Source organism: Pigmentiphaga daeguensis, from assembly GCF_039523035.1.
Classification (GTDB): domain Bacteria; phylum Pseudomonadota; class Gammaproteobacteria; order Burkholderiales; family Burkholderiaceae_B; genus Pigmentiphaga; species Pigmentiphaga daeguensis.
The window spans coordinates 18,574-33,201 of sequence record NZ_BAAAEN010000030.1 but is presented as its reverse complement, the minus strand read 5'-3'; the positions used below and the strand labels follow the sequence as shown (position 1 = coordinate 33,201).

The window sequence follows — 14,628 nt, the reverse complement described above, 5'->3', positions numbered from 1 at the left end:
ATGGATGTCTTGCGATCCCGGCATTGGCCGGCGAGCGGGGCCGCTGGCTATAGTGCGCGGCATCCGGCCGCCAAAAGGCCCATCCTGGAGACACCATGAACCGTACCCCGAATTCGCGCGCGCGCCGCTGGACCGCGGCGCTGGCCGCCGGCATCGCCGCCATGGCAGCATGCGGCGCCGTCGCGGCCGCCGACTTTCCCGCCAAGCCCATTACCGTGGTCGTGCCCTATCCTCCCGGCGGGACGCCGGACATCCTGGCGCGGGTGCTGGGCGAGACCTTGTCGAAGACGCTGGGGCAGCCCCTGATCGTCGAGAACCGGGTCGGCGCCAGCGGCAACATTGGCGGCCAGGCCGTGGCGCGCGCCGAACCCAACGGCTATACGCTGCTGATGTGCGCGTTCGGCTGCGCGGTCGCGCCCTCGCTCTATACGCCGGCGCCTTATGACGTGGTGAAGGACTTCGCGCCGGTCGCCATGATCGGCACCGTGCCCAGCGTGCTGGTCGTCAATCCCAAGGTGCCGGCCAAGTCGGTGGCCGAGCTGATCGCCTATGCCAAGGAGCACCCGGGCAAGCTCAACTCGGCCTCGTCCGGCATCGGTACTTCGGCGCACCTGGCGACGGAACTGCTCAACACCAAGGCCGGCATCGAGCTGACGCACATTCCGTACAAGGGGGCGGGCCAGGTCGCGGCCGACCTGCTTGGCGGGCAGGTCGACATGTACTTCGACAACCTGCCCGCGTCGCTGCCCAGCATCCGCTCGGGCAAGCTGCGCGCGCTGGCGGTGGCCAGCGAGAAGCGTTCGCCTTCCATCCCCGACGTGCCGACCTTCGCCGAGGCGGGCGTCCCGGATTTCCTGATCACCCCGTGGTTCGGCATCATGGCGCCGGCGCGCACGCCCGACGCGGTGCTGGACCGCCTGAACCAGGCCTTCGTGGCGGCGCTGAAGGCGCCCGAGGTGCAGACGCGCATGCAGCAACTGGGCGTGGACGTCGCGCCAGGCTCGCGGCAGGCCCTGGCCCGGTTTATCGCAGGCGAGAACGAGAAGTGGAAAACCATCATCCAGGCCAACAAGATTCGCGCGGAATGAGCATGCACCATGCCGCCGGCGACGTCCGGCCCGGGCGCGCCGGCCCCTTGCGGCTGCGGGACATGGGCGCTTTCCACGTCGGCGGGCGCGAGATCGAGCTGCGGGGCCTGCCGACGCGCGAACTGCTGATGGCCGAAGGCGGGCAACCCGTGCGGGTGGATCCCAACGGCCACTATCGCGTCGAGCAGATGTACGCGCAATACTTCCTGGCGGACCCCGCGCCCGATCGTGCGCCCATCCTGTTCTGGCACGGCGGAGGCATGACGGGAGCGGCCTGGGAGACCACCCCGGACGGCCGGCCGGGATGGCTGCACTATTTCCTGCGGCGGGGCTGGGACTGCTACCTGTGCGATGCCGTCGAACGCGGACGCTCGGGCTTTGCGCGCGTGCCCGAGGTCTGGCCCGAGGCGCCCGTCATCCAGACCGCCGAGGACATCTACGAGCGTTTCCGCATCGGCCAGCCCGGCGAAGCCGGACGGCGCGCTTCACAAGCTTATGCGAACACCCGCTTCCCGGTGGAGGCCTTCGACGGACTGGTCAGCCAGATGGTGCCCCGCTGGACCAGCACCGACGCGGCCGTGCTGGCCGGCTACCTGGCCTTGCTGGAGAAGACCGGCCCGGCCATCGTGGTCTGCCATTCGCAAGCGGGCGTGTTCGGCCTGCGCGCGGCCCACGCCCGCCCGGACCTGGTGCGGGCCGTGGTGGCGCTGGAGCCGGCCAGCATCCCCGCGCTGGAGCCGCATCGCCCTTACCGCGTTCCCACGCTGGTCGTGATGGGTGACAACATGGATACCGACCCGCGCTGGCCGCGCATGCGCGCCGGCATCCATGACTTCGCCGCCACCCACGGCGACGTGCGCCTGATGTCCCTGCCCGAACTGGGTATGCCGGGCAACTCGCACATGCTGATGATGGACCGCAACAGTCTGGACATCGCGGACCTGGTGCATGACTGGCTGGCACAGACAGGCTGACGCAGCTTCCCTAGGTGCGGCGGCGAGCCAGCAATTCAGAGCGGCCGATGACTTCGCCAGCGGATCGAGGCGTGTCGGCCGCTTCGTAGCCGGCCTCCTCGATGGCGGCATCCAGGCCACGATATTTCCCATCCATCCTCGGGCTCCGGAGCGCGCACATGCCGTCGTTCCATGCGTGCACCATCTGCTTGGCGATCCACCTCCAGCGCGGTTCGTTGCGGGCTGCCTCGATGACTTCCCGGCCCACCTCGACGGCCGATTCGCATAGTTGTTCCACCATGGCCTTGTATTGGCTGGGAGGTATGCCGAGCCGGGCCGCGAAGAACCGCTCCAGCGTTTTGCCTGGAGTCCAGGTCTTGCGTCCGTCGATGGACAGGCCGGGCGCGTTGTTGCTGAACTGGGGGTAGGCCTGGGTGGTCACCACGTCATAGACGGGCGTGTAGGCCACGTCGTCGCGCGAGGTGTAGTACAGGGCGATGTTCTTGGCGTGGCAGTCGGCGTTGCGGACGACATAGTTCACCAGCAGATGCCAGCCCAGGTGAAGAAGTTGGAATCTCGAGTTGGCAGGCGGGATATAAGCGCGCGTGGCGTGGAGCACGCGTTCGGTGGATGGCGCGTATTTCTCGTGGGGAGGCAGGCCGAGCAGGCTGCAGGCATCTTCGACGCCACGAACGGGCCGGCCCGTCTGGTCCAGGTCGAATCGGTCGACGATCAAGACCCGGCCATCGTCGGACATCCGCGTATGCACGACCGGTACGACGTTCAGGCGGCGCAGGACCCAAAGGCTGTGGAATTCGTTGAATCCGAGGAACGGAGTGCCGTCGTCGGAGCCCTTGATGATGTGTCGTGGCGTGCGCAGCGTTGTCTTGCCCAGGGATGGCGCATCGCCGCTCGTGGAGAAAGCCGGGGCGAGGAACTTGGGCACGACGCCTGATATGGCGCTGCGTGCATACTGGCGGACCAGGGCGTCGAAGTGTTGAGCCGTATTGTCCGCGGTGAGTAATTCCTCGATGTTCAGAGGCGTGAGTTCCGCACCGGGCGCAGCACCTTCGGCCGTTACCGCCACGCGCCCGATTCCGGAGGCACCGACTATGGCCAGCAATGACAGGTCGGTGCCATCCATGAGTGGTCCGAAGACCTCCCGGATCACGCTCAACAGATGGCCCTCGGGCAAGTTCTGGCGAAAGAAGGGATGCAGGTCGCGCGGCCAGCGCCAGGGTTCGTTGCGCACGGGCATGGCCAGGCTGACGAAGGCGTCGTCCGGCGTTCCGGGTTCATACTGCAAGACGTATTCGTCGCCTTCGCGAAAGAGCTTGGCCACGCGTTGGCCGAGCACGTGGACGTCCAGCCTCATGAGTCGCCTCGCTGGCGCTGTTCCGCAAGGATATCGTCCAAGGTGCGGATATGGCCTGCCTTGACCACTTTCAGGTCATAGCCGGCCGCTTCCAGCAATCGGACTAGCGCAGAAACGCTCATGTCGCCGCGGGCGACGGTTTCCATGCGAGCCAGCGTGGAGCGGGCCACGCCGGCCCGCTGCGCCATTTCCTCCTGGGACAGACCGCTATCTTTGCGGGCCGACCGCAACATGCTTGCGACATCTCCTAGTGTTGTCATTTTGTAGCCCCTGGGCCTCAATATTGGCCTATCCTAGCATTCCTGTAGCCTCAGAGGCACAAACATCGATTCTATTTTGTAACCAATGGGCTACAAAATTTTGTGAAAGCCATATTTTCGTAGCCTTGTGGCTACAAAAAATGCCCTCGTTCTTGACGCCAGAGCGTCCGAATCGAGGGCATTCAGGGGCCCGCCTGCCGGCGGGCCACTCGCGACGGCTGGATCAGACGTCGAAAAACACCGTTTCCTTGCCGCCGTCCGGCGTGTCCTGGATACGGATGTCGAAGCGATACACCACCTTGCCGTCGCGCTCCTCGCGCTTGGCGATCAGCGTGTCGCGGCGGACTTCCCATTCGATGCCGTTGATGATGGGGTCCTTGGCGTTGGCTTCCTTCTCGTCCTCGAAGTAGACGCGGGTATGCAGGCCGAGGTTGATGCCGCGGGCGAACAGGATCAGGCAGATGTGCGGGGCCTGCATCGTGCCGGCCCTGGCGCCGGGGACGGCTCCGGGCTTGATGGTCTCGAAGCTGTAGAAGCCGGTGTCGAAGTCGGCGCCGGTGCGGCCCCAGCCGCGGAAGGCGGGATCGATGGGCTTGTCCTGCGTGTCGGCGGGATGGGCGTACTTGCCGGCGGCGTTGGCCTGCCAGATCTCGACCAGCACGTCGCGCAGCACGGTGCCGCTGCCGTCGTACACCTGGCCTTCGAGGCGGATGCGCTCGCCCTTGGTCTCGGGCTTGACCAGGTTGTTGTCGAAGTTGTTTTCGAAGATGTCGAAGCCGGCCTGCTTGGGAGCGAGGCCGATGTGCACGTACGGGCCGCCCGTTTGCGAGGCGGTTTCAGGAAGGAAGGTGATTTGGGTGCTCATGGTCCTGCCCTCGATCAATTTTCAAACCAGGTGGCGGTGCGGCCGCGCACCGTGATGTCGAAGCGGTAGCAGCGGCTGTCCAGCGCGATGAAGTTGCCGATGTCCTGCATGGCGATCAGGCCGCGGACCTGCTCTTCGTTGCTGATGGTCTTGAGGATGGGGCAGTGCGGGATGAGCGGGTCGCCTTCGAAGTACTGCTGCGTGATCAGGCGCTGGGCCCAGCCGTCGGCCAGGATGGAGAAGTGGATGTGCGAGGGGCGCCAGTCGTTGATGCGGTTGCGCCAGGGGTAGGGCCCGGGCTTGATGGTGCGGAACATGTAGTAGCCGTTCTCGTCGGTCAGCATGCGTCCACAGCCGCCGAAGTTGGGGTCCAGGCTGCCGATGTAGGTGTCGTTCTTGTGGCGGTAGCGGCCGCTGGCGTTGGCCTGCCACACTTCGATCAGGGCATTCTTGACGGGGCGGCCGAACTGGTCGCGCAGGAAACCGTGGACGATGACGCGTTCGCCGATGGGCAGGCCGTCCTTGGCGAAGTTGGTGATCAGGTCGTTGTCCTTGGGGCCGAGTTCCTCGGGGCGGAAGACGGGCGAGGTGATCTCGGACAGCGTGCCGACGTTGGAGATCAGCGCCTTGCGCGGCGAGCGCAGCACGCTGGTCTTGTAGCCGGGGGTGTAGGCGGGCGGGTGCGCGTCGCTGTCGCGCTGCACGAAGACGCCGGTCGTCGAGGGAGGCAGAAGGGGATTGCTCATGTCTCTGTACCGTTTGTGGGAATGTTCGCAGGGGCAACTGTAGTCACGCCCCGGTCCAGGGGCAAGTGAAGAATATGCCGCCGTGATATAACGGTAGGGAATATCTTGGAACCCAGCCGGCCTTTAGGCGGGATCCCAGCCCAGGTCTTCGCACGCGGCCCGCCAGCGCACGGCCACGCCGCGCACCGTGTCGGCCATGTCCCCGGCCAGCGGTCGGCTGGTGCCCGGCTGCGCCTGGGTGAAGAGTCCGACCGCCTCGGTGGCGGCCCCGGGCACGCGGCGCGCCACCAGCACGCCCTGTTCGAGGTCGGCCTTGACGGTGCTGAGCGAGGCGAACCACAGGGCATCGCTGTTCAAGGCCAAATTGCGGGCCAAGGGGATGGCCAGGGTTTCCAGGCGGTCATGGCTGGCGCCGGAGCGCAACTGGCCCAGGAAGCTGTCGGCCGCCTGGTAGATGCTGGTGCCGGGCAAGGGCAGGATCACCGGGTGCGCCGGCGCCTGCCAGGCCTGCCACTCGGTGCGCGCCAGCGGGTGTTCCGGCCGCATGGCCACGACCAGCGGCTCGCTCCACAGCGGCTCGAAGCGCAGTTCCAGCATGTGGTCGGGCTCGGCCAGCCGGCCCACGACCACGTCCAGCTCGCCCTGACGCAGCCGCGCCAGCAACTCCGGATTCATGCCGGTCTCCAGGCGCACGGGGCCGTGGCGCCCGCGCGCGCGCCAACTGCGCAGGATCTCGTGCGGCAGGTCGACCGCCAGCGAGGGCAGTACGCCCAGCTTGACGGCGTCTCCCTCGGGGTCGCGGGCTTCGCCCAGCGCCATCTCCAGCGCCATCACGCCTTGGCGCGCATGCTGCACGAAGGCCATGCCCGCGGGCGTCAGGGCGACGCCGTGGCGCTGGCGGACCACCAGCGGCTTGCCGACGATCTCTTCCAGCTCCTTGATGATCTTGCTGACGGCGGGCTGGGTGATGGACAGGAACTCGGCCGCGGCGCGCATGTTGCCGTGCTGCGCGGTGGCGAGCAGGCAGCGGATGTGTTGCAGGCGGATGCGGTTGAGTTGCGGCGAGGTCATGCGGGCGGCCATCGTAAAGCCGTGATGGTACGGGCTTCCGGTGCCGCGGGCCAGCCGGCCGTCACTGCAGCCGTATGCCCAGCTCCTTGACCAGCGGCTCCATGGCGGCGCGGTCCTTGCGCACGGTCTCGGCCAATTCTGCCGGCGTGTCGGCCACCGGCACCTGGCCCAGCATTTCCATCTGCCTGTGCATGGCCGGCGTGGCCAGCACGGCCGCGACGTCGCGCTGGATCTTCGCGATGACGTCGTCGGGCGTGCCGGCGCGTGCCATCAGGCTGAACCAGGGTTCGGTCGAGAAACCCTTCAGGCCCGACTCGTCCAGCGTGGGGACGTCGGGCAGTCCGCTGAAGCGCTGCGCGCTGGTGATGGCCAGGGGGCGCAGCCGGCCGCTGTCGATCAGGCCCTTGGCGCTGGAAGGCGCATCGAACGAGATGTCGAGGATGCCGCCCAGCAGGTCGCCCTGGGTCTTGGCCGCCGAGGATGAGGGAGCGTAGAGCACCTTGATGCCGGCCTGGCGCGCGATGCGTTCCCAGCCCACGTGGAAGCCCGTGCCGATGGAGTAGGAACCCAGTTTCAGCTCGCGCTGGCGCGCTGCGTCGACGAAATCCTTCCAGGTCTTGAAGGGGCTGTCCTTCGGGACCAGGAAGATGAAGGGCGTGCGCGCCACGGTCGTGACGGGGGCCAGGTCCTTCCGCGGATCGTAGGGCATCCTGTCCACCGCGAAGGGCACGATGGTCATGGTCGCCGCGAGCATGGTGCCCAGCACGTAGCCGTCGGGCGGCGACGAGGCGACCGCCGCGCCGGTGATCATGCCGGATGCGCCGGCCTTGTTCTCGATGATGACGGGCTGGCCCCATTTCCTGGACAGCTCGGTGGCCAGCAGCCGCATGGTGACGTCGACCGGGCCGCCCGGCGTGTTGGGCACGACGATGCGGACGGGCTTGTCGGGCCAGGCGGCCAGGGCGGGGCCGGCGGCCAGCAGCGACAGGACGCACAGCGCCTGCCTGAGGAAAGCGGTCATGGTGATGGTCTCGCAGTGAAGGAGGTCAATCGAAGATCTGCATCGCCGGGGCAGGGTCCCAGCCGGGAGAGCCGCCGCGTATGAAGCGCAGCCACGCGGCGCGCATCCGCGCGGACAGGTCGCGTACGTGGCCGGGATCGGCGCCGGCCAGCATGGGGGCCGGGCCGAAGGCCTCCAGCGTGCCGAACAGCAGCGGCAGTTCGATGCAATGGCAGGCGCCGAAGCGCTCGGTAGGGCCGAAGTCGACCCGGTACGACCAGGCCTGGCGGCCCGCGCGCCGCGCGTCGTCGGCCCACTGGCGCGAGCCGGCGCCAAATGCCGCTTCGCCTACCGCGCGGCTATCGGCATCGGTGCCGTAGCCGGGGAAGGCCGCCATCTCGTCGCGCGTGGTGCCGACCAGCACGTCGCGGGCGCCGGCCCAGTCGGCCATGCGTGCCTGCGCATCGCGCGGCACGACCGTGCCGTCCGCGACCACGGTGAACAGGGGGCCGGCGTAGTTTCCGGCGGAGAGCGCGGACAGGACCGAAGGCGCTTGCTGGGCGTCCAGCAGTCGTTCGATGGGCAGCGCGCGCAGCGCCTCCAGGTCGGCCGCGCCGGCCGCTTCCATGAACAATTGGCCGAGCGCGTAAGCGTCTTCCAGGCTGCGGAAGCCCCGGCCCAGTGCGCCACTCTGGAGGATGGCACGGTGGAAGCGCGGCTGGCGCCCGCACAGCGCGGCGATGCAGCTCGCGCCGGCCGACTGCCCCATCACCGTGATGCGTCCGGCGTCGCCGCCGAACGCGCCGATATGGCGGACCACCCACTCCAGGGCGGCTTCCTGGTCCAGCAATCCCAGGTTGGCCGGCAGCCCGGGCAGGCACAGCCAGCCCGGGGCGCCCAGCCGGTAGTTGATGGCGACCACGACCACGTCGCCTTCCTCGGCCAGGCGCGAGCCGTCATACCAGGGCAGGGCGCCGGCGCCGCTCTGCCAGGCGCCGCCGTGTATCCAGACCACCACCGGCCGCGGGGCGCCGTCTGCCGCGGGCGTCCAGATCGTCAGGTGCAGGCAGTCCTCGGACTGTTCGCCGTCCAGGTCGCCCATGACGTCGCGCAGCCGGGCCGGCCGTTGCGGCGCGATCGTGCCCACGCCCGTGGCGTCGAGCAGGCCGTTCCAGTCGGCGGGCTCGGGCGCGCGAAAGCGCAAGGCGCCCACCGGTGGGCGCGCGTAGGGAATGGCGCCGTAGCGGTTCACGGCCGGGCCGCGCAGGCCGCGTACCGTACCCTGGGGAAGCTGGACGTCTAGGGTGGATGCCATGGGGGGGCGGACTCCCGTGTGCTGATCCGGGCATCTTAGTGACGAAGGCCACCGCGTGGCTATGCGGGATTCGGACGAATCCATGCGAAAAGCGCAAGGCGTCCCGGCCTCAGGGGCCGTAGGGCAGGCCGGCTTGCTCCACGACCTCGGCCAGCGCGTCGGCGAAGGCGCGCATGTGGCGGCTGCCGGGCCGGTCCCGTCGCCAGATCGCCGCCATGGGAGCGGGCAACAGGCCCAGCTCCACCGGCAGCACGTGCACTTCGCCGCGGGCCTGCATGGCGGCGGCGACGCAGCCCGGCAGCATCCAGAGATGGCGGGCATCGCGGATGAAGTCGCGGCCGAACTCCAGCGACAGTGCGCCTATGGTCGCCGGTAGCGCCAGTCCCGCCTGCGACAGGTTGCTTTCCAGCTCGCGCTGGATCCGGCTGCCGGGCAGGGCGGTGATCCACGGGTAGGCCACGCAATCGGCCAGCGTGGCGTGGCCGGTGGCCAGCGGATGGTGCGGCGCGCAGGTCAGCGCCACCGGATCGGTGATGATGGGGTCGGCGCGGTAGATGTCCGGATTCATGGTCGGACGCGCCCGGCTCAGGAACACGTCCAGCGCGCCGCTGTCGAGGTCGGCCAGCAGGTCGTCGTGGTTGCCCGTCGTGATGGTCAGCGCGATGTCGGGGTGCCGTTCGCGGAACCGGCGCGCCGTGTCGGTCAGCGGCCAGCCCGAGAACAGCGAGAAGCAGCCCACCACCAGGCTGCCCTGTTCGCCCCGGCCGATGGCGGCCAGGTCCATCTCGGCCTTGCGCAGGTCGCCCAGCAACACGCGGCCGTGGCGGCACATGGCCTCGCCCAGCGGCGTGCAGGCCATGCCCTTGCCGGTGCGCTCGTACAGGCGGCCACCCAGCAGTTCCTCGATCTCGGCCAGCGCGCGCGACAGCGCCGACTGGGTGCTGTGCAACTGCTGGGCCGCCTTGGAGAGATTGCCGGAATCGGCGATGGCCAGCACGATTTCCAGGTGCCGGATCTTGAGTTTGCCGTGAAAGGGAGTCATGAGCCTGCATCGACGAAGACCGCCACGCGGCGTCCTGCCGGTGGCGGAACCCCGGCCCGGCGCGGGCCGGGCCTGCGTCGGCAGTCTAGCTCAGCTACGGCTGCTTCGGCAGCGCGTAAGCGATCACGTAATCCCCACGGTCCGGCGATTGCCGCGCGCCGCCGGCCGAGATCACGACGAACTGCCGGCCGCTCTCGGGCGACATGTAGGTCATGGGCGTGGCCTGCGCGCCCACCGGCAGCCGGCCCTTCCACAACTCCTTGCCGGTCAGGACGTCGATGGCGCGCAGGTAGTAGTCCTGCGTGCCGGCGTAGAACACCAGGCCCGATGCCGTGGTCAGCGGCCCGCCCAGCGTGGGCATGCCGATGGGAATCTGCAGGCCGGTCTTGATGCCCAGGGGGCCGGTGTCCTGCAGCGTGCTCATCGGCGCCTGCCAGACGGTCTTGCGGGTCTTCAGGTCGATGGCGGTCATGGTGCCGTAGGGCGGCGCGTGGCAGGGCACGCCCAGCGGCGACATGAAGCCGTTCTTCGAGATGCCGTACGGCGTGCCCTCCTGCGGCGCATAGCCTTCGTGGACCGAGGCGGCCTTGGTCGGGTCCGGCGTTTCGTCGCGCGGGATCAGGCGGGCCCACTGCGGCATGCGGATGTCGTTGATCACCAGGTAGTCGAGCGCGGGCACCACCGAGACGCCCCCCCAGTTCATGCCGCCGTAGTAGCCCGGGTAGATCAGCGTGCGGCGGTCGGCGCGCAGCGGGGTGAAGTCGCCTTCGTAGCGCATCTTGCGGAACTCGATGCGGCACCACAGCTGGTCGAAGAAGGTGGCGCCCCACATGCTGGCTTCGGTGAAGGGCTTGGTCCCGATGCCGGGCATGCCGACCGAGTAGGGCTGCGTGGGCGAGGTCCAGTCGCCTTCCTGCGCCCCCTGCGGCACGGGCACTTCCTTGACGTCGGCCAGCGGCGTGCCGTCGCGGCGGTCCAGCAGGAAGATCTGGCCGCGCTTGGTGGCCTGGATCAGCGCCGGGACCGTGCCGCCCTTGCCGTCGGGCAGGTCATACAGCGTCGGCGGCGTGCCCACGTCATAGTCCCAGAGGTCGTGGTGGGTGGTCTGGAATTTCCAGCGTTCGCGGCCGGTCTCGACGTCCAGCGCGATGACGGACGAGGCGTATTCCTCGGCCGCCTTGCTGCGGTGGGCGCCCCAGAAGTCCGGCGGCGAATTGCCGGTAGGCAGGTACAGCAGGCCGAGCTTGTCGTCGTAGGCGGGCGTGGACCAGACATTGGGCGTGCCACGCGTGTACGAGCCGCCGTCGGGCGGCAGCTTGGTGATGGCGGGGTTGCCCAGGTCCCAGGCCCAGACGAGCTCGCCATTTTTCGCGCTGAAGGCGCGCACCGCGCCCGAGGGTTCGTCCACCGCGCGGTTGTCGTACACCCAGCCGCCGATGATGATCAGGTCGCGCGCGACCGTGGGCGCGGAGGTCTGGAAGTAGTAGCCGGGCTTGACCTCTCCCATGCCGGCCTTGAGGTCCACCGTGCCCTGGTTGCCGAAAGCCGCGCATGGCCTGCCGGTCCTGGCGTCGAGCTGGATCAGGCGGGCGTCGATGGTGCTGAGGACGATGCGCTGGCGGCAACTGGCGTCGGCGGCGGCATCCGTCATCGAGGCGCTGGCGTCGTAGTAGCTCACCCCGCGGCAACGCTGCCAGACCGGCGAGCTGGCCTTGGGATCGAACTTCCAGCGTTGCTCGCCGGTCTCGGCGTTCAGCGCGAAAACCTGGTTGTGCGGCGTGCACAGGTACACCGTATCGCCCACCTGGAGCGGCGTGTTCTGGTCCTCGGCGCCGTTGATCGCCGGTTCGCCGGTGCGGAAGGTCCAGGCGACCTGCAGGTTCCCGACATTGCTCTTGTCGATCTGGGAGAAGGGGGCGTAGCGGGTACCCGCCGCATCCCGTCCGTAGTGGTCCCAGTCGCCGCCCGAGGCGGCGGCCGGCACCGCGCTGGGCGTGTCGCCCGTGGCGCTCACGGGGAAGTGGGGCTGGAACATCAGGAAGCCGAAGCCGGCCAGCGCCAGCACGCACAGCATGGCCAGCGAGTAGGCCCCCTTGTTGCCGCCCGGCTCGCCCACGGGACGCAGCAGCGGGTGCAGCAGCGCGGCCACGAGCGCCAGCACGATCACGCCGATCAACCGCGGCACCAGTTGCCAGAAGTCGAGCCCGACCTCCCAGAAGGACCAGATCAGCGTACCGATGAAAACCAGCGCGAACAGCCAGGCCCCGGCGCGCGAACCCCGCGCGTAGCCCAGGCCGGAGAGGACCAGCCCCAGGCCCGCGATGAGGTAGTACCAGGAGCCGCCGAGCGAGACGAGGCGCGCGCCGCCGACGCCGAGCACGAGGCCGATCAGGACGAGCGCGATGCCGAAGATCAGTAGCGGAACGCGGCCCCGGCGATGGACGGGATAGGTGGAAGGATCGGTCATGGATTTCTCCGAGAGTGGGCCTTCCGCGAGCGCAAAGCGAGGGCTTGACACGGGCGCCGCCCGGCGAGGGGGGCCTTGCGCAGCGGCGCGGGGGCGGGCTGCGTCGTTGTTCTGTAGTAAGAACATAACCCTTAGATGCGTAACGGTGTGTGACGTAAAGTTGCCGTGATGCGTGGAATTTAAGGGTTAACCCTTAATCGGTCCGCGTGAAACAGGTAGAATAGGCGGCCATTCCGATAGGTCCCCCATGCCCAAACATGCCCTGACCATCGTGCTGGCGCTGCTGACCATGGTCGGACCGCTGGGCATCGATGCCTATTTGCCGTCGTTCCACGCGATCGGCGTCACCTTCGAGGCGTCGCCGCTGGCCGTGCAGCAGACCCTCAGCCTGTACATCGCCGGCATGAGCGTCATGACCCTGTTCTACGGCACCTTGTCGGATTCGTTCGGCCGGCGCCCGGTGATGCTGGTGTCGCTGGTGCTGTTCACGCTGACCTCGATCCTGGCCGCGCTGTCCACCAGCATAGGCATGCTGGTCGCGGTGCGGGTGCTGCAGGGCCTGTGCGCCGGCGCTGGCATGGTCATCGCGCGCGCCATGGTGCAGGACAGGTTCCAGGGCGGCGAGGCGCAGCGGATGATGGCCATGATCACCATGGTGTTCGGCGTGGCGCCCGCGCTGGCGCCGGTCCTGGGCGGCTGGCTGCAGGCCACGCTCGGCTGGCGTTCGGTGTTCTGGGCGCTGGCCCTGTTCGGCGCCGGCCTGTGGGTGGTCAGCCGGCAGGTGCTGCACGAGACCTTGCCGCCGGCCGGGCGCACGCCGTTCGACCTGCGCAGCATCGCCGCCAACTACCGGCGCTCGGTGACCAGCCCCCGGTTCGTGCTGATGTCCGTGGGGATAGGCCTGGCGTTCTGTGGACTGCCCTTGTACGTGGGCTCGGCCGCGGCCTACATCATGGACATCCTGCACCTGCCCGAGACCGCGTTCGGCTGGCTGTTCGTGCCCATGGTCGGCGGCCTGATGCTGGGCTCGGCCATGGCGAGCCGCTACGCGCACCGCATCCCGGCCGAGCGCATGGTCCGGCTGGGATTCCTGGTCATGGGGTTCGGCGTCGTGCTGTCCGTGATCTATACGAGCCTGTTCACGGCTGCCGTGCCGTATGCCGTGCTGCCCTTCCTGTTCTATACCTTCGGCCTGTCGCTGGCCTCGCCCAGCATGACGGTGATCGCGCTCAGCATCTTCCCCGAGATGCGGGGGCTCGCGGCCTCGATGCAGGGCTTCATCCAGATGGCGCTGTTCGCGCTGGTCTCGGGGCTGGTCGCGCCGATGGTGTTCGGCAGCGCGGCGGGCCTGGCCTGGACCCACGCCTTGCTGCTGGCGGTGGGGCTGGGTTTCTGGGAGGCGGGTAGCCAGGCGCGGGCCAGCCCCGCCGCGCCGGCCGCCGCAGCCTGATCCGGATTCAGACCTGCCGGCGCAGTACTTCCAGAAAGCTGCCCGCGGCGGCCGGCAGCGACCGGCCGCTCCGCGTCAGGATGCCCATCTCGCGCGAGACGCCGGGGCTGGCCAGCGGGATGGCGGCCAGCGCCGACATGTCGATCAGCCGGAGCGCCAGCCGCGGAATGGCGGCGATTCCCAGCCCGGCCGCCACCATCGCCCCCACGACCGAAATGTTGGCGCATTCATAGCGCGCCTGGACGGCCAGGCCGCATTGCGCCATGACCCGGTCGGCGATCTGGCGGATGCTGCTGGCCGGCCCGCTGGCGACCAGCGGCCTTTCCGCCAGCACCGACCACGACACCCGCCGGCGTGAAGCCAGGGGATCGCCGCGGCTGCACACGCAGACGAATTCGTCGCTGATCAGCGGCTCGAACGCCAGGCCGTCCTGCCGCGGCGGCGCCACCGAAATGGCGAAGTCCGCGCTGCCGTCCAGGACCCGCGTCCGCACGAATTCCGCCGATACGGGTTCGAGCGCGATCGTGACGCGCGGATGCGTCGCCTGGAACACCGACATGGCCCGGGGCAGCAGCGCGGCGGCGGCGGAAGGCAGGCAGGCGATGGCGATGCGGCCCCGGCGCCCGGCCACGAATTCGGACAGGTCACTGAGCGAGTCATGGAATTCGCCCACGATACGGCGGGCGATGGGCAGCAGTTCCTCGCCCTCGCGGGTCAGCTCCACGCGTCGCGTGTTGCGGTCGAACAGGCGGGCGTCGAGCTTGTGTTCGGCGGACTGGACGGACCGGCTCAGCGCCGGCTGGGAGACATGGACGCGTTCGGCGGCCAGGCGGAAATTGCGCAGCTCGGCCACGGCCAGGAAGGCTTCCAGTTCATGCACGGTCAGGGTCGATCGCATGCGGCCTGATCAATGATGAAAATGCATTAAATCAATATGATAAATGCACTTCTCATATCATGGCCGCCTCCCTACACTGGCCCGAAAAACCCCGGAGA

13 protein-coding genes are annotated in these 14,628 nt (G+C 68.6%); 3 read left to right on the top strand and 10 right to left on the bottom strand.

Features of this window, described 5'->3' with window-relative positions; all coding sequences use genetic code 11:
* Positions 1-95 precede the first annotated feature (95 nt).
* A complete protein-coding gene (locus tag ABD104_RS26210) occupies positions 96-1,088 on the top strand; it encodes a tripartite tricarboxylate transporter substrate binding protein (protein ID WP_343928485.1) in 993 nt (330 codons plus the stop codon).
* Positions 1,089-1,090: 2 nt separating this feature from the next.
* A complete protein-coding gene (locus ABD104_RS26205) occupies positions 1,091-2,062 on the top strand; it encodes an alpha/beta hydrolase (RefSeq protein ID WP_087839824.1) in 972 nt (323 codons plus the stop codon).
* Between the two features lie 10 nt (positions 2,063-2,072).
* Here the strand turns inward: ABD104_RS26205 and ABD104_RS26200 are convergent, their stop codons facing one another.
* The 9 genes from ABD104_RS26200 to ABD104_RS26160 all read right to left on the bottom strand — a co-directional run bounded on the left by ABD104_RS26200 (position 2,073) and on the right by ABD104_RS26160 (position 12,182).
* Entirely contained in the window at positions 2,073-3,416 is a 1,344-nt protein-coding gene (locus ABD104_RS26200) for a type II toxin-antitoxin system HipA family toxin (protein ID WP_087839778.1), read from the bottom strand.
* Positions 3,413-3,676 carry a helix-turn-helix domain-containing protein gene (locus ABD104_RS26195; RefSeq protein WP_087839777.1) on the bottom strand — a complete coding sequence of 88 codons (264 nt, stop codon included), beginning with the start codon at positions 3,674-3,676 and terminating at the stop codon, positions 3,413-3,415. The genes ABD104_RS26200 and ABD104_RS26195 overlap by 4 nt, the downstream gene beginning before the upstream one ends.
* Positions 3,677-3,899: 223 nt before the next feature.
* On the bottom strand, positions 3,900-4,541 hold the full coding sequence (pcaG, locus tag ABD104_RS26190) for a protocatechuate 3,4-dioxygenase subunit alpha (protein ID WP_343928484.1): 642 nt from the start codon (positions 4,539-4,541) through the stop codon (positions 3,900-3,902).
* Between the two features lie 14 nt (positions 4,542-4,555).
* Positions 4,556-5,287 carry a protocatechuate 3,4-dioxygenase subunit beta gene (gene pcaH, locus ABD104_RS26185; protein WP_087839776.1) on the bottom strand — a complete coding sequence of 244 codons (732 nt, stop codon included), beginning with the start codon at positions 5,285-5,287 and terminating at the stop codon, positions 4,556-4,558.
* Positions 5,288-5,410: 123 nt separating this feature from the next.
* On the bottom strand, positions 5,411-6,358 hold the full coding sequence (locus ABD104_RS26180; protein WP_165963352.1) for a LysR substrate-binding domain-containing protein: 948 nt from the start codon (positions 6,356-6,358) through the stop codon (positions 5,411-5,413).
* A gap of 61 nt (positions 6,359-6,419) precedes the next feature.
* The gene (locus tag ABD104_RS26175; protein WP_087839774.1) at positions 6,420-7,379 is read right to left on the bottom strand and encodes a Bug family tripartite tricarboxylate transporter substrate binding protein; all 960 of its coding nucleotides are present in this window, start codon (positions 7,377-7,379) and stop codon (positions 6,420-6,422) included.
* Between the two features lie 25 nt (positions 7,380-7,404).
* Positions 7,405-8,673, bottom strand: a complete 1,269-nt coding sequence (locus tag ABD104_RS26170) for a carboxylesterase/lipase family protein (protein WP_087839773.1) — start codon at positions 8,671-8,673, stop codon at positions 7,405-7,407.
* Between the two features lie 109 nt (positions 8,674-8,782).
* On the bottom strand, positions 8,783-9,715 hold the full coding sequence (locus ABD104_RS26165; protein ID WP_132980634.1) for a LysR family transcriptional regulator: 933 nt from the start codon (positions 9,713-9,715) through the stop codon (positions 8,783-8,785).
* Positions 9,716-9,809: 94 nt separating this feature from the next.
* Positions 9,810-12,182: a membrane-bound PQQ-dependent dehydrogenase, glucose/quinate/shikimate family gene (locus ABD104_RS26160; RefSeq protein ID WP_343928483.1), complete on the bottom strand. Its 2,373-nt coding sequence runs from the start codon at positions 12,180-12,182 to the stop codon at positions 9,810-9,812.
* A gap of 247 nt (positions 12,183-12,429) precedes the next feature.
* Between ABD104_RS26160 and ABD104_RS26155 the strand changes: the two genes are divergently transcribed.
* Positions 12,430-13,632, top strand: a complete 1,203-nt coding sequence (locus tag ABD104_RS26155; RefSeq protein WP_343928482.1) for a multidrug effflux MFS transporter — start codon at positions 12,430-12,432, stop codon at positions 13,630-13,632.
* A 7-nt stretch (positions 13,633-13,639) separates the two neighbouring features.
* Here the strand turns inward: ABD104_RS26155 and ABD104_RS26150 are convergent, their stop codons facing one another.
* Positions 13,640-14,530: a LysR family transcriptional regulator gene (locus ABD104_RS26150; RefSeq protein ID WP_087839769.1), complete on the bottom strand. Its 891-nt coding sequence runs from the start codon at positions 14,528-14,530 to the stop codon at positions 13,640-13,642.
* Positions 14,531-14,628: the final 98 nt, after the last annotated feature.